The sequence below is a fragment of the Pseudomonas sp. LPB0260 genome, assembly GCF_013388395.1.
In genome coordinates this window covers 3,065,347-3,089,807 of sequence record NZ_CP058247.1, presented here as the reverse complement: position 1 = coordinate 3,089,807, position 24,461 = coordinate 3,065,347, and the positions used below count along the sequence as shown (strand labels likewise).

Annotated in this window: 21 protein-coding genes; 10 read left to right on the top strand and 11 right to left on the bottom strand. The window is 56.4% G+C overall.

The features are described 5' to 3' along the window. Positions 1 to 31: 31 nt before the first annotated feature. Positions 32 to 1,114 (bottom strand): hybrid-cluster NAD(P)-dependent oxidoreductase, encoded by a 1,083-nt coding sequence (locus tag LPB260_RS14020; protein WP_208709631.1) that lies wholly within the window; start codon positions 1,112 to 1,114, stop codon positions 32 to 34. Between the two features lie 138 nt (positions 1,115 to 1,252). Beyond that, entirely contained in the window at positions 1,253 to 2,101 is an 849-nt protein-coding gene (locus tag LPB260_RS14015; RefSeq protein ID WP_208709629.1) for a LysR family transcriptional regulator, read from the bottom strand. Positions 2,102 to 2,268: 167 nt separating this feature from the next. Here LPB260_RS14015 and LPB260_RS14010 point away from each other — a divergent pair, with 167 nt between their 5' ends. The 4 genes from LPB260_RS14010 to LPB260_RS13995 all read left to right on the top strand — a co-directional run bounded on the left by LPB260_RS14010 (position 2,269) and on the right by LPB260_RS13995 (position 7,034). Beyond that, positions 2,269 to 3,354 carry an amidohydrolase family protein gene (locus tag LPB260_RS14010; protein ID WP_208709627.1) on the top strand — a complete coding sequence of 362 codons (1,086 nt, stop codon included), beginning with the start codon at positions 2,269 to 2,271 and terminating at the stop codon, positions 3,352 to 3,354. Positions 3,355 to 3,370: 16 nt separating this feature from the next. Beyond that, entirely contained in the window at positions 3,371 to 3,727 is a 357-nt protein-coding gene (locus LPB260_RS14005; protein WP_208709624.1) for a Rieske (2Fe-2S) protein, read from the top strand. 342 nt (positions 3,728 to 4,069) lie between these two features. Beyond that, on the top strand, positions 4,070 to 5,014 hold the full coding sequence (gene choX, locus LPB260_RS14000; protein WP_208709622.1) for a choline ABC transporter substrate-binding protein: 945 nt from the start codon (positions 4,070 to 4,072) through the stop codon (positions 5,012 to 5,014). Positions 5,015 to 5,300: 286 nt separating this feature from the next. Next, positions 5,301 to 7,034, top strand: a complete 1,734-nt coding sequence (locus tag LPB260_RS13995; protein ID WP_208709620.1) for a BCCT family transporter — start codon at positions 5,301 to 5,303, stop codon at positions 7,032 to 7,034. 1,602 nt (positions 7,035 to 8,636) lie between these two features. On the opposite strand, the gene LPB260_RS13990 is transcribed toward LPB260_RS13995, so the two are convergent. After that, positions 8,637 to 9,353: a FadR/GntR family transcriptional regulator gene (locus LPB260_RS13990; protein WP_256625636.1), complete on the bottom strand. Its 717-nt coding sequence runs from the start codon at positions 9,351 to 9,353 to the stop codon at positions 8,637 to 8,639. A 309-nt stretch (positions 9,354 to 9,662) separates the two neighbouring features. Between LPB260_RS13990 and LPB260_RS13985 the strand changes: the two genes are divergently transcribed. From LPB260_RS13985 to LPB260_RS13960, 6 genes are all read left to right on the top strand, one after another. After that, complete coding sequence (locus LPB260_RS13985; protein ID WP_208709618.1) at positions 9,663 to 10,499, top strand: transporter substrate-binding domain-containing protein; 837 nt, start codon at positions 9,663 to 9,665, stop codon at positions 10,497 to 10,499. A 197-nt stretch (positions 10,500 to 10,696) separates the two neighbouring features. Next, complete coding sequence (lhpI, locus tag LPB260_RS13980) at positions 10,697 to 11,650, top strand: bifunctional Delta(1)-pyrroline-2-carboxylate/Delta(1)-piperideine-2-carboxylate reductase (protein WP_208709616.1); 954 nt, start codon at positions 10,697 to 10,699, stop codon at positions 11,648 to 11,650. 1,618 nt (positions 11,651 to 13,268) lie between these two features. Further along, positions 13,269 to 14,687, top strand: a complete 1,419-nt coding sequence (locus LPB260_RS13975) for a YjiH family protein (protein WP_256625634.1) — start codon at positions 13,269 to 13,271, stop codon at positions 14,685 to 14,687. Positions 14,688 to 14,742: 55 nt separating this feature from the next. Beyond that, a complete protein-coding gene (locus tag LPB260_RS13970; RefSeq protein ID WP_208709614.1) occupies positions 14,743 to 15,384 on the top strand; it encodes a cysteine hydrolase family protein in 642 nt (213 codons plus the stop codon). Positions 15,385 to 15,430: 46 nt separating this feature from the next. Beyond that, positions 15,431 to 15,793 (top strand): RidA family protein, encoded by a 363-nt coding sequence (locus tag LPB260_RS13965; protein ID WP_208709612.1) that lies wholly within the window; start codon positions 15,431 to 15,433, stop codon positions 15,791 to 15,793. Between the two features lie 88 nt (positions 15,794 to 15,881). Then, a complete protein-coding gene (locus tag LPB260_RS13960; protein WP_208709610.1) occupies positions 15,882 to 16,871 on the top strand; it encodes an urea transporter in 990 nt (329 codons plus the stop codon). A 23-nt stretch (positions 16,872 to 16,894) separates the two neighbouring features. On the opposite strand, the gene LPB260_RS13955 is transcribed toward LPB260_RS13960, so the two are convergent. From LPB260_RS13955 to LPB260_RS13920, 8 genes are all read right to left on the bottom strand, one after another. Further along, positions 16,895 to 17,821, bottom strand: a complete 927-nt coding sequence (locus tag LPB260_RS13955) for a LysR family transcriptional regulator (protein WP_208709609.1) — start codon at positions 17,819 to 17,821, stop codon at positions 16,895 to 16,897. Between the two features lie 345 nt (positions 17,822 to 18,166). Beyond that, the gene (locus tag LPB260_RS13950; RefSeq protein WP_208709607.1) at positions 18,167 to 19,198 is read right to left on the bottom strand and encodes an urea transporter; all 1,032 of its coding nucleotides are present in this window, start codon (positions 19,196 to 19,198) and stop codon (positions 18,167 to 18,169) included. Between the two features lie 121 nt (positions 19,199 to 19,319). Then, the gene (locus LPB260_RS13945; RefSeq protein WP_208709605.1) at positions 19,320 to 19,934 is read right to left on the bottom strand and encodes a cysteine hydrolase family protein; all 615 of its coding nucleotides are present in this window, start codon (positions 19,932 to 19,934) and stop codon (positions 19,320 to 19,322) included. Between the two features lie 94 nt (positions 19,935 to 20,028). Next, complete coding sequence (locus tag LPB260_RS13940) at positions 20,029 to 21,075, bottom strand: ornithine cyclodeaminase (RefSeq protein WP_218281551.1); 1,047 nt, start codon at positions 21,073 to 21,075, stop codon at positions 20,029 to 20,031. 189 nt (positions 21,076 to 21,264) lie between these two features. Beyond that, a complete protein-coding gene (locus LPB260_RS13935) occupies positions 21,265 to 22,050 on the bottom strand; it encodes an ABC transporter permease (RefSeq protein ID WP_208710227.1) in 786 nt (261 codons plus the stop codon). A 2-nt stretch (positions 22,051 to 22,052) separates the two neighbouring features. Beyond that, positions 22,053 to 22,742 (bottom strand): ABC transporter permease, encoded by a 690-nt coding sequence (locus tag LPB260_RS13930; RefSeq protein WP_208709601.1) that lies wholly within the window; start codon positions 22,740 to 22,742, stop codon positions 22,053 to 22,055. Positions 22,743 to 22,800: 58 nt separating this feature from the next. After that, positions 22,801 to 23,571, bottom strand: coding sequence for a transporter substrate-binding domain-containing protein (locus LPB260_RS13925; RefSeq protein WP_218281522.1), 771 nt, complete (start codon positions 23,569 to 23,571; stop codon positions 22,801 to 22,803). A gap of 40 nt (positions 23,572 to 23,611) precedes the next feature. After that, positions 23,612 to 24,388 (bottom strand): ABC transporter ATP-binding protein, encoded by a 777-nt coding sequence (locus tag LPB260_RS13920; protein ID WP_208709599.1) that lies wholly within the window; start codon positions 24,386 to 24,388, stop codon positions 23,612 to 23,614. Positions 24,389 to 24,461 lie beyond the last annotated feature (73 nt).

Here is a 24,461-nt window from a genome sequence, read left to right as displayed (position 1 = left end):
ATAGCCGGGTGCTCGCGACGCCCGACGGATCTCAATAGTCGAACTCCACGTCGCCTTCTGCATAGCTGCAACAGGCCAGAACGTAGCCATCGCTGATCTCGGCGTCGCTGATGCCACCACTGTGGTTCATGCGCACTTCGCCACTGACCCTGCGCAGTTTGCAGGCCCCGCAAAACCCCATGCGGCAGGCGGAGGGAATCCATAGGCCGTGCTTACCGGCGATGTCGAGGATGGTTTCTTCGGCGATGCCACTGACGCACTTGCCGGCGCGGCTGAAGCTCACCTGGTGCGCGGCGCAATCGCCCGCGCCGGTCGAAGTCGGGGCCGGGGCATTCGCCACGGAACCACCGAAGCTCTCCTCGAAATAGTGCTGCATGGGAAAGTCCAGGGTCTGGAGAATGCCGCGCACGGCGCGCATGTAGCTTTCCGGGCCACACACATAGACGGTGCGCTCGAACAGATCGGGGACCATCTGCTGCAACATGGCGGCGTCGAGGAAACCGCGGTAGCCCGACCAGGTCGCCCCGCTCAGGCTGCCCTCGCAGACCAGCGACAGGCGGAAATTCGGGGTGCGCGCATCGATGGCCTGCAGTTCCTGGTGATAGATGATGTCGTCCGGGGTACGGGCGCTGTGGACGAAATGCACATCGACATCGGCGGCGATGTCGTACAGCCAGCGAGTCATCGACATCAGCGGGGTGATGCCGCTGCCACCAGAGAGCAGCAGGGCCTTGTCGCAGGGTTGATCGATGATATTGAAGCCGCCCTGGGGTCCCTGCACCCGGAGGCAGTCGCCTTCATGCAAGTGCTCGTGCAACCAGTTGGAAACCAGGCCGCCGGGAACCTTCTTCACCGTGATGGAGAAGTTGTAGGGCCGCGAGGGCGGCGTGGAAATGGAGTAACAGCGCACTTCCTGGCGCCCATCGATCTCCACCATGAGGCTGACGTACTGGCCCGGCTTGAAAGTGAACAGCATCGGCTGGGTCGCGGTGAAACAGAAGGAGGCGACGTCGTGAGTTTCCTGGGTGATCTGGATACAGCGCACCTCCAACTCGCTGGCAGGCCAGAGCGGCAGCACAGCTAGCTGGGCGGGGTCTATCGATAGGCTCTTCATGGTGGACAGGCCTCTTCTGCGTCTGCCGTGCGGCGGCTGGCCGGCAGTGGGTAGAGAAGAGCCTATCAATCATGGCGATCGGTTGTTTTAGCGATATTAATCGCTATGCACGATTAATATCGCTATCGCGCGCCACGTTTAATCGAGGGCGATCAGACGCAGGGCCTTAAGCGCCTTGCCGATCTGCGGGCGATGGCGGTTCTTGCTGAGGAAGGAGACGAACACCGGCTGCTCGATCTGCGGCGCGTCGGCCACCAGAAAGAAGTCGCCGCTGTCGATGTACTGCTGCGCCAAGTCGGCCGGCAGGTAGGCCGCCCCGCCGCGGCCGCGCAGATACTCCACGCTCATCACCCCCAGGCCCATGGACACCGGCGCCAGCTGCAACTGCGGCAGCAGCTCGCCGTGACGGGCCACGAAGTGCGGGCAGATGGCGACCAGCACGTAGCTTTCCACGCTGACCTCGGCGAGCGACTGCGGCTGCGAGGCGACCATCACAAAACGCTCGTTGAACAGGTGCTGGATCTCCAGCTCGGGACGGTACTGCGGGGTGTAGATCACCGCGATGTCCAGGTTGCCGAAGCTCAGCTCGTCGATCATGGTCTTGGAGTAGTCGGCCTCGACATGGATGGCCGTCTTGGGGAACTCCTGGCGCAGCCAGAACACCCATTTGCTGATCAGCCGTTGCCACAGGCTCACCTGGGTGGCGATGCGCAGGCGCCCGTGGTAGTTGCGCGGCATGCTGATGTCCTGGCGCGCTTGGTTCCAGCACAGGCGCAGGTTGGCCGCGTAGCTCTCGAAGCGCCGGCCTTCGGCGGTCAGCTCGGCGCCGGCGCGGCCGCGGATGAACAGCTGGGCACCGATCGCCTCCTCAAGGCTGCGGATGCGCATGCTCACCGTCGACTGGGTGACGGACAGACGCTCGGCGGTGCGATTGAAGTTACGCGTCTCCACCAGGTCGGCGAAGGTATCCAGAAACTCGATTTTCATTCGCGGCATCCCAGACCAAACAATCAATCGTAATTCTGCTTTTATACGGCATTTTTAATTCATTATAAAAATTAAATTAAGGCCCATAGGATGGCAGCCATCACCCAGCCGTGGTGGCAGGGGTCGGCCTCGACCCACCGCCACGCATCACCACAGGAGCCTGAAAGATGACCACGATCATCGATTGCGATTGCCACAACTACTGGATGTCAGCGGAGGTGCTGCTCCCCTACATGGACGGAATCTTCAAGGACTTCTTCATCCGCGGCGAACAGCCCGGTCCGGTTGGCGCCTTCCCCCATGGGCATCGCCCCTGGCTGCATCCAGAAGGCTTCAAGCGCGCTGACATTAACCCGGCGACCCAGGACGAGCACTACAGCATCATGAAGGAGAAGCATCTCGATCGTTACAACATCGACTATGCCATCCTCACCGGCGACGAGGCTCTGGAGGCCTCGACCCTGGCCAATCCGCACTATGCCGCGGCGCTGGTGCGCGCTTACAACGACTGGATGGTCGACTACTGGCTGCCGAAGGACCGGCGCTTCAAGGGCTCGCTGCTGATCAGCCCGACCGACCCACACGGCGCGGCCGCGGAAATCCGCCGCCTCGGCGGCCACCCGGACATCGTCCAGGTGCTGGCTTCCCATGGCGCCCAGCGGCCCTATGGCGACCCCTTCTACCACCCCATCTACGAGGCCTGCGCGGAGATGGGCCTGCCCTTCGCCATCCACCTTGGCGGCCAGGGCGGAGTCAACAGCAACCCAATCGGCGCCGGCCCGACCACTTATTTCTGGGAGACCCATGCGCTGCTGCCGCAATCGGCCATGACCCACGTGGCCAGCATGATCGCCCAGGGCGTATTCGAGAAATGGCCGGACCTGTACTTCGTGGTCATCGAGTGTGGCGTGGCCTGGGTGCCCAGCGTGCTCTGGCGCCTGGACGCCAACTACAAGGCACTGCGCAAGGAGACGCCGTGGCTGAAGATGCTGCCCAGCGAGTACTTCAAGCGCAACATCCGCTTCACCACCCAGCCGCTGGAGCAACCTGGCACCAAGGTCGAGCACCTGTGGGCGATTCTCGAGGCGATGGACGGCGAGAACACCCTGCTGTTCGCCTCCGACTACCCGCACTGGGACTACGACAGTGTCGAATCCCTGCACATCCCGCCGCAGTGGCGCGACAGCATCCTCGGCGGCAACGCCCTGAAGGTGTATTCGCGCCTAACCCAGCCCCTGGCCAAGACCGCCTGATAGAGAGGAGAAGCCCATGAATGCGAAGAAAGTACTGGCCTGCAAGACCCATGAAGTCGCCAGCGGCCAGCAGAAGATCGTCAAGCTCGGCAACCTGCCGGTCGGCATCTTCAACGTCGGCGGCGATTACCACGCCATGCTCAACGTCTGCCCGCACCGCGGCGCGGCGCTGTGCGAGGGGCCGCAGTGCGGTACCACGCAGGACACCGCGCACTACGAATTCATCTACGGTCAGAAGGATGATCTGGTGCGCTGCGCCTGGCACGGCTGGGAATTCGAAATCAAGACCGGCGAGTTCATCGTCGACCGCAGCATCAAGGCCAAGACCTATGCGGTCAGCATCGAGGGCGAGGATCTCTACGTGCACCTCTGAGCCCGCTCGGACACGGCACAGACCGCCGTAGAGCGCTCAAGCCCGGGGCCGCACAGGGACGGTGCGGCGCGGGAGGCGATCTATGAAAAAGCCAGGCATTAGCTGAGCTTGGCCTTAGCGGTCGAATAGATCGTTTGTCAGCCACCCGGCCTGGCCGCAGTCTTGCTCTGCCCCCGACTCCGACCGAGTGCCCCCATGGACAGCCGGACCGCAATGCCAACCTGGCACCTGAACGGAAAGGCCCGAAGACCGCAAGTCCGCTGACCCCAGCGGCTATGCGGCAGCCGCGCCGGGAGCGCCGTTCGACACTTCTGCCACAACCTGAACCTGACGAGACGAAAAATGAATAGAACGAATCGTACTGCTTTGGTGGCTCTTGCCCTGACCCTCGGCGCCAGCCAGTCCTGGGCCCAGGAGGCCCCCTCTTGCCAGACCCTGCGCATGGCCGACGTCGGCTGGGTGGACAACGGCGCGATCAACGGCCTGACCATGGCAGTGGCCGAGGGCCTGGGCTACCAGGCGAAGGTCTCCACCCTGAGCCTGCCGATCATCCTGGTCTCGGTGCAGAAGAAGGATGTCGACTTCTTCCTCGACTACTGGTCGCCGGCTTCCGACCCGCTGTTCCAGCCCGCGATCGCCAACAACAGCGTCACCCTGGTGGAGGAGCCCAATCTGGTCGGCGCCAAGTTCACCCTGGCGGTGCCGAGCTACCTGGCTGCCGACGGCCTCAAGGACATGAGCGACATCGCCCGCTACAAAGACCAGCTCAAGGGAAAGATCTACGGCATCGAGTCCGGCGCCGGCGGCAACCAGCTGATCAAGACCATGATCGAAGAGAACCGCTACGACCTCGGTGACTTCGAGCTGGTGGAGTCTAGCGAGACCGCCATGCGCCTGCAGGTCGCACGGGCCGTCCGCAAGCAGGAGCCGATCGTCTTCCTCGGCTGGGCCCCGCACCCGATGAACCTGCAGTTCGACATGACCTACCTCAGCGGCGCCGATGACCTTTGGGGCCCGGACGGCGGCGCAGCCAAGGTGCACACGGTGATGGCCAACGACTACCGGACCCGCTGCCCGAACGCCGCCAAACTGGTGAGCAACATGAAGTTCGACATCCCGATGGAATCGCACATGATGGAGCGCATCATGGACAAGGAGCCGGCGGTAGAGGCGGCCAAGAAATGGATCGCCGAGAACCCCCAGTGGTTGGATATCTGGCTGGCGGGCGTGACCACCTTCGACGGCCAGGATGGCAAGACCGCGGTGATCAAGCACCTGAAGCTGTAATCCGCTGATCGCGCGCCGGGCCAAGCGCCCGGCGCGCGTTACCCGAGCACTGCTCATTGTGAGCAGCAGATCAGCTCGCCCAATTAGCGATGAAGCTCAGCCCACGCCAATGCAAACTGGGTGGGGATCACAATGCGACGTTTCTCCGGCCAACCGAGTCGATGAACTGCAGGTAGGTTCATATTTTTCGTCTCCCTGTCTGCTCGTGTGGGACCGCTGGCGGTAGCAGCTGAAAATAATTGCTAATCAGAAAAACTCACCCAACACATTCTGACGAGAGAACTCCATGCTCCCCAACGAACATCTAGATGCGCTTATCGAGCAGAGGGGCATATTAAAAGGATTGAACCCCACACTTGGCATAACCGCCATCACCATGATCGTGTTCTTCATGCTCTATGCGATTTTGCTTGGCAAGACGGCTAGCGAACAGTTCCTTGGGCTAAAGACCTGGATCGAAAGCACCCTGGGCTGGTACTACGTGGTGATGATGTTCCTGGCCTTCGCGGTCTGCCTGTACATCACCTTCTCCCGGGTTGGCCGAATACGCCTCGGCCAAGATGAGGAAAGACCCGAGTTCAGCAATTTCGCCTGGTTCTCGATGCTGTTCAGTTGCGGCACGGGCGCCGCCTTGCTGTTCTTTGGGGTTTCCGAGCCGATGATTCATTTCGCCAGCGGCTGGAGCGGCGGCAATCCCTTCCTCAGTCATGAGGTTAAATCTGCCGTCGTTGCCTTCTTCGAAGCTAAGCAAGCCGCGCTGGCACAGGGCTTGGGGCCCGGTGACGCAGGATTTCCGGTGCCGAGTGACTTGGTAGCCGAAGCGGCTGCCGGTGGTATCAAACTGACCATCTTCCATTGGGGCACTGTCGCCTGGGCCATGTACGGCATCGTCGGCGTCTCGCTGGCCTACTTCGCGTTCCGCAAAGGCCTGCCACTGTCGATGCGCTCGGCGCTATATCCGCTGATCGGTAATCGGATCTACGGCCCGATCGGCCATGCCGTGGACATCCTGACCGTGTTCGGCACCATCTTCGGTATCGCCACAACGCTCGGACTAGGGGTCGAGCAGATCTCGGCAGGGCTGATTTCGCTGGGCCTGCTGGCGGAAAAATCCCAAACCGTCACCGTGCTGTCGATTGCCATCATCACCGTTTCCGCTACTGCCTCGGCGACCAGCGGGGTCGCCAAGGGCATCAAGGCACTGTCCACGGCGAACTCCTGGATCTGCATCGCTATCCTGAGCTACTTCATGCTGGCCAGCGACGCCAACTACCTGATCGCCAGCACTATCACCGCATTCGGGGACTACCTTTCCGACGCGGTGTCCATGACGCTCTGGACCGCGCGCAGCCCAGAAGAACGCGTCTGGCAGGGTGGCTGGACCATCTTCTACTGGGGCTGGTGGATTGCCTGGGCCGGTTTCGTCGGCATGTTCATCGCGCGCATATCGCGCGGTCGCACCATCCGCGAGTTCATGTTCGGCGTCATGTTCATTCCTTCGCTGGTGGCTCTTGTCTGGTTCGGCGTGCTGGGTTCTGCGGGCATTCACGAAGCCATCTACGGCGTCGACATGAGTATCTACGATGCTGCCGTCAACCGCTGGGACTATGCCGGTGCCTTCTACAACATCTTCGACGTGCTGACGCCGGGCACCCTGGCCACCCTGGCCAAGGCTGCGGCTCTGGTTGTGGTGGTGATCTTCTTCGTCACCTCCGCCGACTCCGGCACCCTGGTGCTGGGCCGACTGCTGGCGTTCGGCCGACGCCCGCCGGTGCAGCAGCGCATCATATGGGGCTCGGTACTGGGTGGAGTGACGCTGATCCTGCTACTCCTTGGCGGAGACCAGGCCATGAAGTCGCTGCAGGCGGCGTCGATCGCCGGGGCCCTGCCCTTTTCCTTCGTGCTGCTGGCGATGATGGTGGGATTGCTTAAATCGCTGCGTCAGGACGGTGAAACCATGATCGGCAGCGAAGAGCACATCAAACGTATGATCGAGCGGGAGGTCGCCGACCTGTCATAGAGCCCTGAGGAGCCTCTTCGGGGCTCCTCAGTCTATATCCACCGCGGCCGGCAGCGGTTTGATGCACACGAGGGCCTGCAGCAACTCAACAGCCCTTGGCGGGAGCGGCACTAGGTGCCGGCGTCTTTCTTCACAAGTTCTGCCGGGATGTCCCAAAGCCCCGCGTCCAGGTCGACATGCTCCCAGCGCCCGCGGCGAGTACGAATACTGTGAAATGCTGAGCGATAGATATCTTGACAACGACTCCTTGCAAGCGAGCTGCTCATTTCAGATTGACCAGCGCGACGTAACCCAAGTCGGCGCTTCACACGCTCAACCCTAGATAGCTGGAGTCTTATCGATTGGGCTTGTGATGTCTACTCGAGGAGCTTGGCGAACCCCGACTGCGGGGGGGCTCACAGCTCAGCAACCAGCACCCTGTATGCCCACCTGTATGCCCGAACTTTAAAACACCGCAGAGCACGCGTATTTACTAGACGATTCGATTTCCCTTCGCGCTCCAGTATTTCCGCAGCCTCCAGCCCTATCAGGGTATCCCATATAGATCTGGGGGCCGTTTCGGGGGTCGTTTCAAGCCAGGGCATCCCTTCAGATATCCTGGATAGCCGGCCATATACCAGCGCTCTGAAATGCGAATGCCGTCAGCTAGGCCAATCCAGCGCCCCATACGGTCGGTGATCTGTAGACCTTGAATAGGCGAGCTCTGCAGAAATTCAGAACCGCCGCGGCCAACTTCTTTTCCGGCAGAAGCACTCAAAACGCTCCCAATTGCGAGTCTCAGCCAGCTCGCACCGATCTGCCCTTCCTAAGCCAGGCTCGCAGCTGAATCGTTTTCACGCCAAATTGCCCACGCCCCCCCAACCTGCTCGTCCGATCTGAACGGATTTCGAATCCAATATCTACACCATATTTTCAAAGACCCCACAACCAAGCTACTGATTTAAAAGAACATCCATGCAACAGAATTAAGCATGACGCACCATGTTTTGGGGGAGCAATTCCCCCAGATTTCCCCCAACAAAGCCGGCAGCACATGCGAATCGGCTCCCACTCAAAGATGGCTAGTAGCGACCCGCTGATGGATTCGACGATATGAGACCTGATTGAGCCGTAAATACTGAGTTACACGTACACTCTGCTAGCGGCCGCACCACTTTTTGACCACCAGACATAATTAGCAAAATCCGGGGCAACCACGAACTGCACAGGCGTTCGCGGACTGGCTAAAAATGCTGCACAACTGATAGCGCCCTTTGCGCTGCCAAAGCGGTGGGAGGCGTGTCGTCATTTGTCGACGCCACCAGCACAGGGACATCAAAAATAGGCGGTAGGCGTCCACCTGGCAGGATAGATAGATGCCGCCCAGAGTCACAGCGAGACTTTCTCGCTACGCTAGCTAGCAGGCGAGCTTGTCATCAGTGAATCGCGATACGAGCAGGCAAGCTGCAGCTATTGCGGCCTCCGGCCAAGTCCTTCACGCAGCAACGTGAAATTTAGGGAAACTCTGAAAAAGCCCTGAATTTGCGAAGCGACCACCCTGTAGCCCGCATAGTTGCTGGGGCGTATTTTTCGAAGGCTGACTTTTTCAGACCATCCTTAGGTTCACTCTCGAGCATTAATGTCTCGCTGAACGCGCTTGAGGTGTCCCTCGACATAAAGCGCCGCAGCATTCTCGTCACCCGAGATGATCGATTCGTAGATCAGCCGATGCTCCGCGACATAGAGCTGAATCCGCTCGGGGTCGTAGATGCCGTCATCACGCAAACGGTTCCAAAGTGGCTGCGCCATACTTTTCTCAACCTCGTCCGCAATTTTGACGATGAGCGCATCCTCGGTCATGAGTGCTAACTGGCGGTGAAAGAGGCGATCGCACTCGCTCCACAATTCTTGCTGCCTGGCGTCGTTGATGTCCTTCACGCTCGCCATCTGAGCTAGATAACTCTCGGCCAGCTCGTCCCGTTTTGCCCGACGGGCAGCCAGACGTGCAATGGCTGGCTCAATAAGAAGCCGGACTTCGAGTGTGCTGTTGGGGCTGAAATCGGCTTCCGCGTGAGATCTGATCGGAATAATTGGCCCATCATCTACTTGATCAGCCACATATGTGCCCGAGCCATGTCGAGTTACCACCATTCCCTCGTTCTGCAGGGCCCCGATAGCTTCCCTGACAGCTGGGCGGCTCACTTTAAGGCGATGCGCAAGGTCACGTTCAGAAGGTAGTCGCGAGCCAGGTAGGTAGGTTCCGCTGCTGATTCCCGCTCGGATTTGGTCAGCGACCTGCTCGTAGATCTGCTTGGGTCGAAAATCAAGTTGCATAGCCATCTACTCCCTCTATTAGCCACCTAACCACTTTGTGCACGTAGGGCTCAAAAACCTAAACCACACGCCCTGTGACCACTTTGGTGAATCTCGCACTAAATTGGTTGCGCTGAAAACCGAATAGAGCGACCAAAAACAAAATGTGGTTGAAAAAGCCCAGACCCGAGCATAGCATAACCAAAAGCGGATCGAAATAAGACCAAAAACGCCAGCAGTCCAGATTTTTTGCATATCGTCGAGACCGGCTACTGCTCATATGGTCATTTCATCAAACCAGTTAGTCTTCTCCATGAGGGCATTTAGGAGACTCCGATGAACAACAAAATGAAAATGACCCTATCCGACATTGCACACACCATACCGGCCGAACCAGCATGGGCTGACGGACTAGAAGGCGTGAAAGCCCGCAGCACGATGGAGTGCGGCGTTCTCGGCGCTTTCGAGCCATTAGGCATAACCGACGTAGCCAGGTATTCCGTGGAGAGCTACGACATCTACCTCTGTCAGGCCGTCATCAGGCATCTGGGCGTCGATGTTAAGGCCAAGCCCACCTCGATCGAAGCTCGTCTGCCGGAGTTACAGCAGGGCCGTATGGATCTGCTTGTGGTCAACCTTGGTTACTCCCCCTTGCGCGGAGAGCAGGCGCCCCCCCCGTCCAGCTATTACGACAGCGACCACAAACTGACCGTTAAACTCTCTCGTGCCTCCTCCTCTCCCGCCGCTCTCTCCGGCAAGCGTGTCAGCTTCACCAAAGGCGATATCACGAAAGGACTCGTCAAGATATCCGTGCTCGGCTCCTCGTTGACTGGTTACGAAGACACTCCGACCGCTTTTGCCGCTCCAGTGCAAGACAGGCTAGGTGGCTTCAGCGCATCCGAAGTGGTTGCTCATAGGCTGATCAACAAACAGGGAGACAACGCCCCCCAATTCCTGTTGTTCGAGCCACCGACTGGAAAAGGCCGGCTGCAACCACGAGGCAGATGCCGGCCCCAACTAATTGTCCGGCAGCCAACAGCAGCGAGTAACCCATGCCCGGGCTCTGGCGATGAAGGGCCCGGTGATGTTCTTCCACCCCCCACCAGTGGAATCGACCCCAAAGAGGTTGGAGAGATGCTTTTAGCCATGAAGGCGCTCGCCAGCGAGGGGTGACGATGGTTTACGGTACCCACGAGACAATAATCGCCCGCCAAGTCTCTGACGCTGTGCGGTTCATGGATCAAGGGGAACTCCTGGAGGTCGCGCCGCCAGAAAAGTTCTTTGCGCGCTCCACTGCATCCACGCGCCGACAGATTCTTGCCTGACATCCGCCTCTTACTACTTTCGCCCACCAAACTTGGAGTAAGACCATGAGTACCTTGCCCCCTATTGCCACAGCCAACAATGATGCTTCGATTGTGGTCTGTGATCGGACCCGCACTGCTGAGCTGCTGGACTTCAACAAGCTAGTCGACAGCATCGCGCAAGCGGCAGCAGAGCTGGATGCTGGCACCATTCTCAGCCCCGAGCGTATGGTCGTCCCGCTTGGCGATGGCGGTGTTCTTCTGAGCATGCCGGCTACCGCTCCGGACATCGGCATTCACAAGCTGGTCAACGTACAGCCGTCCAATGTCCAACGACAACTGCCGACAATTCACGGCACAGTGACCGTATGCGACTCCATAACCGGCAAGATCATATGCCTGCTAGATGGCCCGGAGCTGACCGGCCGACGTACCGCCGCAGTTACTTTGCTCGCGATACGCACACTACTTAAGCGGGCTCCGAACGCCATCCTACTCATCGGCACTGGCGCACAGGCGCGATATCACGTACAGGCCATCAACGCGCTCTACCCACAATGCAAGGTGTGGGTACGGGGCCAGGATGATCAAGCCTCATCGGACTTCTGCACCAGCGGTCGCCAACTGCATGAGCACCTTGAGCCCAGCGTCTCTGAGCTACCCATAGATGTAGACGTTGTCATCACCGTAACCACCAGCACCGAACCTGTTTACAACGAACCTGCGCGACCCGGTCGTCTAATCATCGGTGTAGGCGCCTTCAAGCCCGAAATGGCCGAACTGGGGAAAGTTACGCTGGATGGAAGTGACCTCTTTGCCGACGATCCTGCTGGCGCTCGCCACGAGGCAGGTGATTTCCTGCGCGCGGAAATCGATTGGGCACGCGTCGGCTCGCTCGCTGCCGCGCTGCGCGGAGAGATCGACACCACTCGACCAGCTGTATTCAAGAGCGTCGGCACTGCGGCCTGGGATCTAGCTGCTGCTCGCGTCGCTCTGCAATCGCTGCCCCTAGCGGAATAAGACGATCATGGAAAGCAGGTGCATCTCGGTTTCGCAGTTCGCCAGCAAGTTGGACGGTACCGCGTGAAACCACGCTATCCGCTAGAACAAGCGCCATGCGACGTTGCTGATCAACGTGCGTGATGCTGGCGTCATGGGCATCGGCACAGCCTGGTCTGGCTATAAGGAAATGGAGTCGATGCACCAAGTCCTAACTACTGAGCTCGCACCTGCATTGTTGGCCGAAGAATCTCGGACACTCTGGAGCTTCCCCCCCTGCCCGCGGGATTGCAGAGGTTCCCGACGAACCGTGAGCAAGCTGCCGCTTGGAACGCCAGATATCACCCCTCAGGACGCCCCTGGCCGCCAACTCGGACAACCAATCTGGCTGCTGAGAGACAACAGCCCAGGGCACCTGTGTGCGCCAGCGACGGACTCTATCGCGACGACTATTATTCGTTCGAGCACCTCCGTGAAGAAACCCGCCGATACCGTCAACGCGACCCCACGTCAATGAAAATGAAGGCATGTGGGGCCCTCACCACGCACCTTGGACCCACGTGATTCAATGAAAGCCGCAGGCTGGGCTCTCCAGCCTGCTCTCCGAACACGCGTCTCCCGCAGCTATCTTGTGTCGGCAGCTTGGCGGTTGCGAGAGACGCGTTCCCTAGCTCTAGGTAGGCGCTCAACTACATAGGCAATCCGGCATAACGGCGGACTCCCGCCCCTGGCGCCAGTTGTTGTGTTGGTGATCAAAGCCCTTCTCGGATTCGCCGATTGCTATGCCAGAGAAAAATCAATTGCGTAGGCGGCGTTCATTTCCGCTCCATTGCCATGACTATGACACCAAGCCTCATAGACCAGTCTGCAAGGCGGATCGGCCGACAGCCAATAGTTTTGACCGGTCCGCAGCAAGTCGTTGTACTGAAAAATATGAAAAGGCCTGTATAGGACGCCTCATACTGATCGAGGGTCCTGACGCATTCCAGCCTCTGGGTCGGACCGACGGCGTGACAAGGCACGAAATGCACCATCCCGAGCATCCAACGGCGCAACCGGAGAGCGCCATCAGACCGACTAAACCCATCAGGCTCGTCTCCCCTGGCAGGTGAATACCGTTATCCGCCCCCGTAAGCGGAGAACAGCAGCCCATTTAGATCGAGGCACTGGACTTGCTGACTGCCTGCCACATTGGGCGTGATGCATGGTGCCCTCTCGCTCCAGTGAGTCGAGGTTCCGCGTCTTGACCTCGAGTCCTTGGAAGCCGTAGCAAATCACGCGCTGCTTATCCGAGGTGATGAAAAAATAATCGACCTACGGACAGTCCTCGCCAGCCGGAACCGAAGCGGAAACGCTCGGGGCGCTTAACGAAAACCTGATGTTCACATAATTTTTTCAATATTCCCCTGCCGATTTCAATGAGTAAAATCATTCATTACAACAACCACCTACGATTGAATTGCGCAATTTCCAACTATGGAGCTGCCATTCACTCCAGAGCGTGTGAAAAACATGAATCACTGCTTAGAAAATCACAAGACACACTCATAACCACCATATAAATCTTCATGACACCTTAGAAATCCAATAGCTCCTGAACGGCAAATTACCTGAAACAAAAAAAATAAGAGGAAAACCGATGGAACCTCGTCAATCAATAACGCCCCGGATCGCCAATGATATAGGCAATCTGGATATTTCAAGCGACACAGATCACCAAGATATTTCCCTCACAAGAAAGCTGCGCTTTCTGATTCCATCACTCATCGGCATTATGCTGTTTATGATGCCCATAGAAATCAGCGGAAGGCTAACCGTCCCAATCGGACATTTTATCGACAGTGTAAATGCGTTGATTGCGCCCTACATGCTAGCGGTAGCGGTCGGCGTTGCCGTCATTCCCTCAGTCATTACCGTTATCGTGTCGAGTTTCGGCCCCTTACGCCGGATTGATAATCGTTTTGTGCAACTGTTCAACCCGGGAGCTGTTTGGACCTGCGTGCGCATCTTGGGCGCAATAACGATGCTTCTGGTCTATTTCAAGGCAGGTCCGGAGTGGATCTGGCACAAAAATACCGGCGGCGTCCTGTTGTTTGATATAGCTCCTGTTCTGCTTGCGCTGTATTTCATCAGTGCTATTACACTGCCGCTGCTGACAGATTACGGCTTGATGGAGTTTGTGGGCGTCCTGATCAGCAAGCCGTTTCAATGGCTCTTCAAACTCCCTGGCCGAGCCGCGATCGACGGCATGGCCTCGTGGCTGTCCGCTACGAGCCTAGGGGTAATACTGACGACGCAACAGTACCGAGCCGGTCACTATACGATGCGCGAAGCCGCCGCCATCGCCACTAGCTTTTCCATCGTATCCGTGGCTTTTTCGTACGTCGTGCTCAAGTTTATTAAGATGGAGCATGTCTTTATTCCCTGGTATTTCTCCGTCGCCGTTGCCGGCGTCGTCTGCGCTCTGATCGTGCCAAGGCTGCCCCCGCTCCGCAACATACCTGACGAATACTGCATCGAGCAGGACGCGCAGCACGCATTTTGCGACCGCAAAGCGAGCGAAAGCTACCTTGGTTGGGCCTTCAGGCGCGCCGTGGAACGCGCAGATTGCTCGGAAAAGCCGCTTAGGCAGGTCGCCAACGGACTCCACATTGCGACCGATATGGCCATCACAGTTTATCCGGCGATGATGGTCGTAGGAGTACTGGGATTGTCGCTGATCGAATACACCAACATTATGCAAACCCTAGCCATGCCCCTAGTTCCGGTACTGGAGCTACTTCAGTTGCCGGAGGCCCAGGCCGCTGCGACCGCCATCGTCACCGGATTTATCGACTTGCTGATGCCCGTAATTCTCGGCGCAAGCATCGAGAGTGAGCTGACCAGATTCGTTATCGCAGGTGTCACCGTAAACGGCATTATATTTCTGACCGAAGTTGCCCTGATCATGATGCGCGCCAATATCGGGCTCAAGCTCTGGCGGCTTGCCCTGATCTGGGTACTGCGCCTTCTAGTATCGCTTCCAGTATTCACACTGATGGGAAACTTATTTTTATAAATCAAAACACTTTACTACTGAATACAATTTCGGACCAACTCAAAGGAGCAGCACAGTGAGCACCCCATCAAAATCCGAAAGAGCCCTGATAGAAGGCCGCCCCGCGTTAATAGTTATCGATATTCAGGCCGGCGCGTTCATCGAACAGAAAAACCGCGCAATTCAGCATATGCCGGGTTATGAATACCGCCTGGGTCAGTCCCGAATAGCGATCGAAAAAGCCCGTGAAGCCGGCGTCCCAGTTATCTTCATACAGGAAGTGCACCGCCCTAATCACGTCGATTTCGGAAGGGAGCTAGATGGCAGCGAAGGGGTACACTGCATCGAGGGTAACCCCAATACCGAGATCGCCGCCGAGATTACCGGTTTCAGACCCAGCGACTACCTGATAAAGAAACGCCGATACTCCGCGTTCTTCGGGACCGACTTCGAAATACTGCTACGGGGTCTAAAGGTCGACACCCTGCTACTTTGTGGCGGTCTGACCGACGTATGCGTCCACTACACCTTCGTCGACGGGCATCAGTCCGACTATTTCTGCCGCGTGATCGAGGACTGCGTAGCCGGATCGACCATCGATGCCCACGAGTCGGCCCTCAACGCAATGGAATACCTCCAGACCGGCGCACGCCGCTCCCTGGACGATGTGATCGACGCCCTGGAAACCTACGCGACCCTGCCCTGCAGCGCGGCTTAAACGCGCACATAGAGCGGTTTTCCCGCCTTTCTAACGAGAAGATGAAATGAGCCTTACCTATCACCACAGCAATCACCGCATGAGCCAAATCGTCGTCCATAACGACACAGTTTATCTCGCAGGACAGGTCGCCGAGGACGCCAGCGCGTCGATGGCAAACCAAACCCGACAGACGCTCGACAACATCGAACGACTGCTGTCGGCGGCCGGAACCTCCAAGCAGCACCTGCTGTCGGCCCAGATCTGGGTCAGCAACATGGACGAGTTTGCCGAAATGAACGAGGTCTGGGATGCCTGGATCGTACCCGGACGTCCGCCGGTTCGCGCCTGCGTCGAGGCAAAGCTCGCAAAACCCGAGTGGAAAGTTGAGATCATGGTCGTCGCAGCACTACCGGAGTCCGCAACATAAAAGCCCTTCCCTGGCCTGGGGGGACTGCCCCCTAGGCCGTCGTTCAAACAAAAGCCTTTCCCGCGTAACGAAGCTGCCCCCAAACTCCATGAACTGGCTATACGCCCGGCTTACTGCTTTTGGCCAGCTTGACTGCCTGAATATCTTATTCAGGGGCATCAGCCAAGTGATCTTTATCAACAACCCTCTGGCAGGCCTCTGTATAACACTGGCCCTCGGCGCCCAACACCCAAGACTTTGCGCCATGGGTGTACTGGGATGCATGCTCAGCACGGCATTTGCTGTCTACTTGCGATGCCCGGCTAAAGATATCAGCGAGGGACTCTTCGGCTTCAGCGGCACCCTGTGCGGATTCGCCGCTTATATTCTGTCGCAGAGCCATTTCGACCTGCCCCCCTGGTTGCTACTCTATGTCGCCCTACCCTTTATTTATCTTAATGTGGTTGTCACAGCTGGGATAGGCAGCTGGTTTACCAAACGTACGGGCCTGCCAATCTTCACTCTGCCATACAACTTATCCATTTATATACTGACTACGCTGCTAGCCTTCACCTCTCCCGAACTGCTGATCCAACGGGCAGAGCCTGCAGCCTGCCATGACTGCCTGAGTTGGAGCTGGCCCGAAATCGCTAACACCATCCTAATAAACTTCGGTCAGGTTTTCTTTATCGGTGACGTACTGACATCAACCGTAATCCTCGGGATAGTTGCGATTTTTTCAATCTCTTGCGCCGCAGCGGGACTCTTGGGGAGCTTAATATTCGTTGCCATCGCCGGGCTCTCGGGCACAGACAGCCAGCTAGTCGTTAGCGGCACCGCGGGCTACAACGTGGTGCTTACATCGATCGTCGTCGCTGCTGCATTTCGTCAATCGTTCCTCCGGTCGACCGCCATGGCTACGCTGGCATCCGCCTGGTCGACTTTCGTCACTTTGGGGCTCGCAACCCTGCTGCCCAGCCTGGGCCTACCATTACTGACGCTACCATTCTGCCTCGCAACCCTGTCGTTTCTCTTCTCACTATCGAAAAATCCTGCCTGGCTGCTCAGGCGTCTTGTGCAAAGCCGCGAATCGTCGTAGTTGTAACTGTAATAGTTTCGGCGTCAACTTTTGGAGCCGTTTACGGGATGAAAAGTTTCCAACTCCGACAGGAATCTCGATGTCACTTTAGGCGTTGACTTTCGCTTCCGGTAAATTGCCACTACGTCCGTCTTAGCTCTGGTTCGGCGCGGATCGATCATGCGCATCTTGCCCGCGTCGACCCACTGCCTTGCATAGTGTACCGGCAGGCTGACGATATAACGGCCAGAAAGAACCAACAGGGCCAACCCTTCAATATTGCCATTCGCACTCACACTGGCCAAAGGCAAATGAACCTGGGGCTTGAGGTCATCGATTGACTCAATGTAACCACGATCCAGACACTTCAGGGAGCTCATGTCAAATTTCTCTATACGGTCCGCATCCATATGGAAAAGCTCATGACGATCGCCGCAATACAGCGCATGCTCGGTGAAATACAATGACCTGTACCGCAACAAATCATTTGATTTGTTAAACAGCCCTATCGCCAAGTGTAGCCTCCCATCCAGTACTTGGGCTTCCAGATCCGCAGGATCACCAATATATATGTTGAGCGAAACGGCAGGCGCTGCGTCAATGAAACTGGCAATCGCTCTATCGATGTTGGAGTTCGGGTTGGTGATGGCGTTATCAACCAGACCAAGATTGAACTCGCCGGACAGTTCCGAGCTTACATCGGCGACACTTTCCTGGAACTCGTCCAGCGCATGAAAAAGCTGCTGCGAGGCTTCCAATACCATTTCGCCTTCGGGTGTCAGCTTGAAGCCAGAGACGCCACGTTCACAGAGACGGGCTCCGAGTCGGCCTTCCAGCTTGGACATCTTCGCACTGATATTCGCCTGGCTCAGCCCTAATTTAGACTGCGCTTGCGTAAAACCTCCAGCTTCGTAAATAGCGACAAAAATTCGCAGCAGTTTGATATCGATATCCTGTACGCTTCCGAGCATCAGTTTTACCACCTGCCAACCGGGCTGTCTTCATTTGACTAGACGATATACTGCAGACCGGAGAAATCCAAGGAAAAGCTTCGGACACAACTCCCAAGGTATCCAATTACTGGAGCCACTCCCACCTTAACTTGACAGGTCCACAGTGATATCAGGCGCTTTAGAACAATGTGCATGAAAGCCTAGCGTGGATGCCCCACCAAAATAAGAAAGATCAAGTCACAAATTTCACTGAGCGCTCCTAACGCGCACATACTCGCGCAGCTACCCATTACATGATTTTTCCTACACATCCTTAACTTAGCTATCCTGTCCTTTGACACCTGCTCTTGACCCGAGCTTTGTTTAACTGGAACAACGACTAATATCCCCCTTATACAGCACCCGGTTTTCTTCGGGCGTCGCAAACTCATTGAGCACGGAGCAAAGCTGACCAGGTAGGTATTTTCGAATTACAAAAAGAGACAGAATAGTTGCAAGACAAAATGGCAAGGTTAATACTGGCACTCCGATGGGCAGCATAATGACGGCAATCGACAGAGATATCACTGCAGATAAGGTTGCCGCAACAGTGGCGACAACGACTGCTTTGAAGGTCGCAATATGAACGACCCCGCCGACGACGACCGCTGTCAGCACAGTATTGTAACCAACGACTCCGCTACGAATCACCGACGTATCAAATCCCACCACTTGCGATACGACCACAAAAAGTGTCGCCCCCAGTAGACCCAATAGCGCCGCTATCGGAGAGCAAAGGGTCACGGCGCAAAGGATTAATAACGATGTCGACAGGTTATCCACGAAGAAAACCTGCCCGAAGTTGACCAAGACAGCCTCAAAGAGCCCCTGCCCGCCCAACGGACCACCACTCTCAAAACTTTTCGCCGCCCCTTCGAATGCCGCAGGCCAGATGTGGGCCGTTACGGCAATTAATAGGTACACCGTAAAGTTATACGGCAAAGTGAAAAAGGGCAGCCCCGTTTGGCTGACGAACCATGAACCGAAACGATAAATGAGGACCACATTCAGATAAGAAAGCGGCACCACCAGTAGCAACCATAGGCCCATATCTACCTGATCAAAGCGCGCCGATAGGGTAAAAAGAGCGAACCCTATCAGAGCGCCGCTAAACCCAATAGCGCCATTATGAAGCGCCTGGGTAGAGCCGCTCATTCGAGCGGCAAGCAAGGTGGTCCAAAAGCAACCCCACAGGCCCATCAGGCAGAGCGCCGAATCGTGCAGGCCGATCGCCAGTGTGATCAAAAGCCCCACCAGCGGACTGTTGACAAACATGACTTGGCTGATGCCTCTAAAAAGCACATTGATGCCATCCAGAAACCCCAGGGGCTCGAGTGCTCGGTTGACCCACTGCATCGACCCGCTGAAGGGAGCCCAATACCGCCTCCCCTCAGTTCCGCCGAACGGACAACGATAGCCTTTTAAGTTTGTCACCCGCGCCCCCGACGTTTACCCAATCTACCGGCTTAAGCGACGATCACGGCTGGCCATCCATCGCGGACAACACTTCGTCCAGAGAACGGCGTGCGCCGCGCTGCAGGTACTCCATTGCATTGAGCGCCGCACCATGGGCTTGTTCGCTCGACCCGGCGACACAGTCCTCGATCACTCGGCAAAAGTAATCCGACTGATGACCATCGACGAAGGTGTAGTGGACGCAGACGTCGGTCAAACCGCCGCACAGCAGCAGCGTATCCACCTTTAAGCCACGCAGCAAAATCTCTAGGTCAGTGCCGAAGAAAGCGGAATAACGGCGCTTCTGAATTAGATAGTCATCTGGCCTAAACCCCAACTGCTCAACCGCGATGTTGGTGTTCGGGTTGTTATCCAAGCAATGGATGTCCTCATCACCGTCCAGCTCTCGACCAAAATCGACTAGGTCCGCCCGATGAATTTCTTGAATAAAGATCACCGGAATACCCTTCTCCCGGGCTTTATCAATAGCACACTTGGACAGCGCCATCCGCTCGGCATAACCCGGCATATGGGCAATAGAGCGCTCTTTCATCTCGACAAATGTAGAAGCCTGAATATCGATAACGATCAGTGCCGGGCGGCCCTCGATCAACTCTCTTGCTACTTTATTTTTCATATCTGTTCACTTACCAAGTAATTATAAGAGCCGTTGATTACGCGTCGGCTCTTGTTGTTTATCTGAAAAGTCCAATACCTACAGGCCAACGCCGCTAGGCGGTGAGAGGAATTTCTTGTTGGAATCCAGCACGAACCAGCATCCCGAACAAATCACGCGGATCGTCGGGGTCAGCAATCATGTCGAGCTTGGTATAGGCACCGGACTTTTTGACCTGCTCGTAGATGTAGCGCAGCGCTGAGAAGTCTTCGACGGCGAAGCCGACCCCATCAAAGCAGGTGATCTGCTCGCGGCTACGGCGCCCTTCGGCGGTGCCAGTCATCACCTGCCACATTTCGGTGACTGGGTGGTCGCCATCGAGTTGCTGAATATCGCCTTCGATACGGGTCTGAGGGGTGTATTCGACGAAAACGTCAGAGCGCAGCAAAATATTCTTATCCAGTTCAGTCTTGCCGGGGCAATCACCGCCAATGGCGTTGATGTGAACACCCGGCATAACCATCTCGTCGGTCAGAATCGTTGCGTACTGCTTGTCGGCGGTACAAGTGGTGATGATCTCCGCCCCCTCAAGGGCCTCTTCAACAGAGCGGCAGAACACCACCTCAAGACCGCTGCCCTTTAGGTTGGCGCTCGCTTTTTTGGTTGCGGCCGGATCAATATCGAAAAGCCTGACCTTTTCAATGCCGCACACAACCTTGAACGCATAGGCTTGGAATTCGCACTGGGCACCGTTACCGATCATTGCCATAGTTCTGGCATTTTTCGGTGCCAAGTACTTGGCAACCAAGGCTGAGGTTGCAGCGGTTCTCAACGCGGTCAACACTGTCATCTCGGATAACAGCAACGGATAGCCACTGGAAACATTGGCCAGCACCCCAAATGCTGTAACGGTTTGCAGCCCCTCTTTCTGGTTCTTGGGATGGCCGTTTACGTACTTGAATCCATAGACGTCGCCATCGGAGGTGGGCATCAACTCGATCACGCCCTCCTCAGAGTGGGCGGCAACGCGGGGCGTTTTATCGAACTTCTCCCAGCGCTTGAAATCTTCCTCGATGTATGACGCCAGTTCGTTCAGCGCCTGTTCGATTCCAATACCATTGATAATCTCCATCATGTTATCCACGCTGACAAACGGAACCATGGCGAGATCTGAGGGTTTCGGCTTTAACATATTTCTTCTCCTTCCAAATATCGAGCAATAAGCGGCCCTGCCAAGCCGCAGCTGGCCAGCGCCTGAAACAATAATTTAACTGTTTAACTATAAGCTGCGGCATCGCTGCAGCTTGGCTCCAAGGGCCTGAACCGATCTGGTGTTTCGTTCTATTGGCTGCTAGCGTATTTCCGCCACCTGCAATTTACTCAAAGAAACATTGCGCGGCCGCAAGTGCCCTAACCAGCGTCGCTCCGCGAGGATGAACAGCCTCGATATAACGAACACAATCACCATGTAAAACAACATAGCGGTGATAAAGCCTTCGTAGGCCAGGTAGTAGCGCCCGTTCAACCAGCGGCCAACGCCCAACAGGTCCTGCAGGGTAACCGTACTGGCGATCACCGACCCGTGAAGGGTAAAGATCACTTCGTTGGAGTAGGCTGGCAGAGCACGCCTGAACGCATTCGGCAATACGATACGGCGCATCCGGGTCCAGGAGTTCATGCCACACGCCTTCGATGCTTCGATCTCACCCCAGGGGGCTGCCTCAATCGCACCACGCAGGTATTCAGTGCTGTAAGCCATGGTATTGAGCGTAAAAGCGATCAATACACACCACAGCGGCTGACTGAGTACTGGCCCCCACAAAAAACTCTCTCTGACGAACTCAAACTGTCCCAACCCGAAGTAGAACAGATAGGTCTGTACCAGTAGCGGCGAGCCGCGAAACAGGTAGGTGAAGCAGAAGATCGGACCGTTCAAGAAGGGCGTCTTGTAGGCCCGGGCGATTGCAAGTGGGATCGCCAGCAGTCCGCCGACCAGCAAGGAGATAAAGGTTACCTCCAGAGTTACCAACGCCCCCACCAGGAAGCGATCCAGGTTGTCATAGATGAGGAGGAAATCCAGCGGTGCCTCGGCACTTAAATTACGCAAATACTCCAGGAATGAACGCTGCTCTTCCATCATTAAACCCTCCGCACACCGGCACTGTACTTACGCTCCAGCCATCGCAGGCCGACATCCGAGATCGCGGTGATAATCAGGTAGATCACCATGACCACCAGCATGAAGGTAAACATCTGTTTCACGGCTCTTCCCGCGGAAAACGCATTCCACACCAGGTCATGCAACCCGATGACCGACACCAGAGCGGTTGATTTGATCAGCACCAGCCAGTTGTTGGTAAAGCCAGGCAGCGCGTAGCGAACCATCTGATGCCAGGTCACCCGGCTAAAGACCATCCAAGGAGTCATGCCGACCGAAAGCGCGGCCTCGATCTGCCCTTTGGGGATCGACAGGATCGCGCCTCGGAAGGTTTCCGCCATGTAGGCACCGAAGATAAAACCAAGGGTCAGCACGCCGGCCAGAAACTGGCTGATTTCTATGTAACCCCACAATCCGGTCCAGACACCGAAATCGTTCAACAACTGTTGGCCGCCGTAAAACAGCAGCATCATCAGCACCAGATCAGGAACGCCGCGTACGAAGGTGGTATAGGCGCCACCAACCTTGTTGAGTCCCTTAGCCGAGGAGAATTTAAGGGCTGCGCCGATCAATCCGAATACTATCGAAAGCAGTAATGAAATGACCGCCAACAATACCGTTACCACAGCCCCTTCGAGCAGCATGCCTTTATATTCAAAGATTGCACTCATTGTACTTCTCGTATCTGTTCTGCATTCTAGTGGGACCTTCCTCGCAGAGATCAGCGGATCAGTCGCCGTAGATGTCTACGGAGAAGTACTTATCGCTAATTTTCTGGTAGGAGCCATCGGCACGCATCGCTTTGATGGCCTGATTGATCTCGGCGGCAAGCGAGTCACCTTTGCGCACAGCGATGCCGATACCCTCTCCAAAGCAGGACGCGTCTTCCAAGTTGTCGCCGATGAACTCAAAACGCCCACCCTCTTCGCTCTTCAGAAAGCCTATTGCGTCGGTAACATCGGAGATACGGGCATCGATGCGACCAACGAGCAGATCGGAATAGACATCCTCGTGGGTGTTGTAGAGTCGAATGTCCGAATCAACCAAGTGCTTTTCGGCGTAGCATTGGTGGGTGGTTCCGCGCACAACACCGACTTTCTTGCCGGCCAGCCCCTTAGCGGTGGCATCTAGGTCCGAGCCTTTTTGCGCGATCATTCGGACGAGATTGGCGTAGTACTTTTCGGTAAAACTGACGCGCTTCATTCGATCTGCAGTGATCGACATGGAGGCCACGATCGCATCATATTTTTGTGCGTTTAGAGCCGGAATCATTCCATCCCATTCCTGCTCAACCAGCTTGCATTCGCGTTGCAGCTTTTCACAGATCGCCAGGGCGACCTCGATATCGAAACCGGACAGAGTCCCATCGGCCTGCTTGAATGAGAAGGGCGGGTAAGCCCCCTCGACGCCAAGCCGCAGTGCATCACCTGCAGTGGCATATACAGTGGATAAGCTCAAAGAGCCTACGAGAGCCGCAATCGCCATTTTTTTCAGATTCATTATGTGTTTCCTTCTTATTGTAAGAGTGACTTGAGTCGACTCAATGTCGGGTACTGGCCAAAAATTGTTTAAATCGATCGGACTCAGGGTTGGTGAAGATCTCGCTGGGACACCCCTGCTCCTCAATCAGTCCCTGATGGAGAAACAATGTCTTGGTGGAAACCTCACGAGCGAACGCCATCTCGTGAGTAACAAGAATCATGGTGCGCCCCTCTTCTGCCAGGGACTGAATCACCTTCAGCACTTCTCCGACTAACTCGGGATCCAGTGCCGAAGTGGGCTCATCAAAAAGCATCACCTTAGGCTCCATGGCCAGCGCCCTCGCGATCGCTGCGCGCTGCTGCTGGCCACCGGATAAATGCACGGGATAATAGTCGCGCCGTTCATACATGCCGACTTTATGCAGCAAGTGTTCGGCTAACTCTACCGCTTGCTTACGTGGCTGCTTCAGCACATGCACGGGCGCTTCGATGACGTTTTCCAGGATGGTCATATGAGACCAGAGATTGAACCCCTGAAACACCATCGCCAACCGCGATCGAATACGCTCTACTTGACGCATATTCTTGGGTCTCAGATCGCCATGACTGTCCTTGCTCATGAGAAGTTCTTCCCCATGCACATGGACCTTCCCGGCGCTCGGCATCTCGAGCAGATTGATACAACGAAGAAAAGTGCTTTTTCCAGAGCCAGAGGAGCCCAATAGAGAAATTACGTCGCCATACTTTGCCGTAAGACTGACCCCCTTTATGACTTCGTGCCTACCAAAGCTTTTGTGAAGGTCGTCAACGACCAGCGCTGAAACATCATTATTCATGGCGAGACCTTGATGGTGCTATTTATTTTATTGTCATCCGTATGACCGATGCACTTATATGCATGCCCGCATT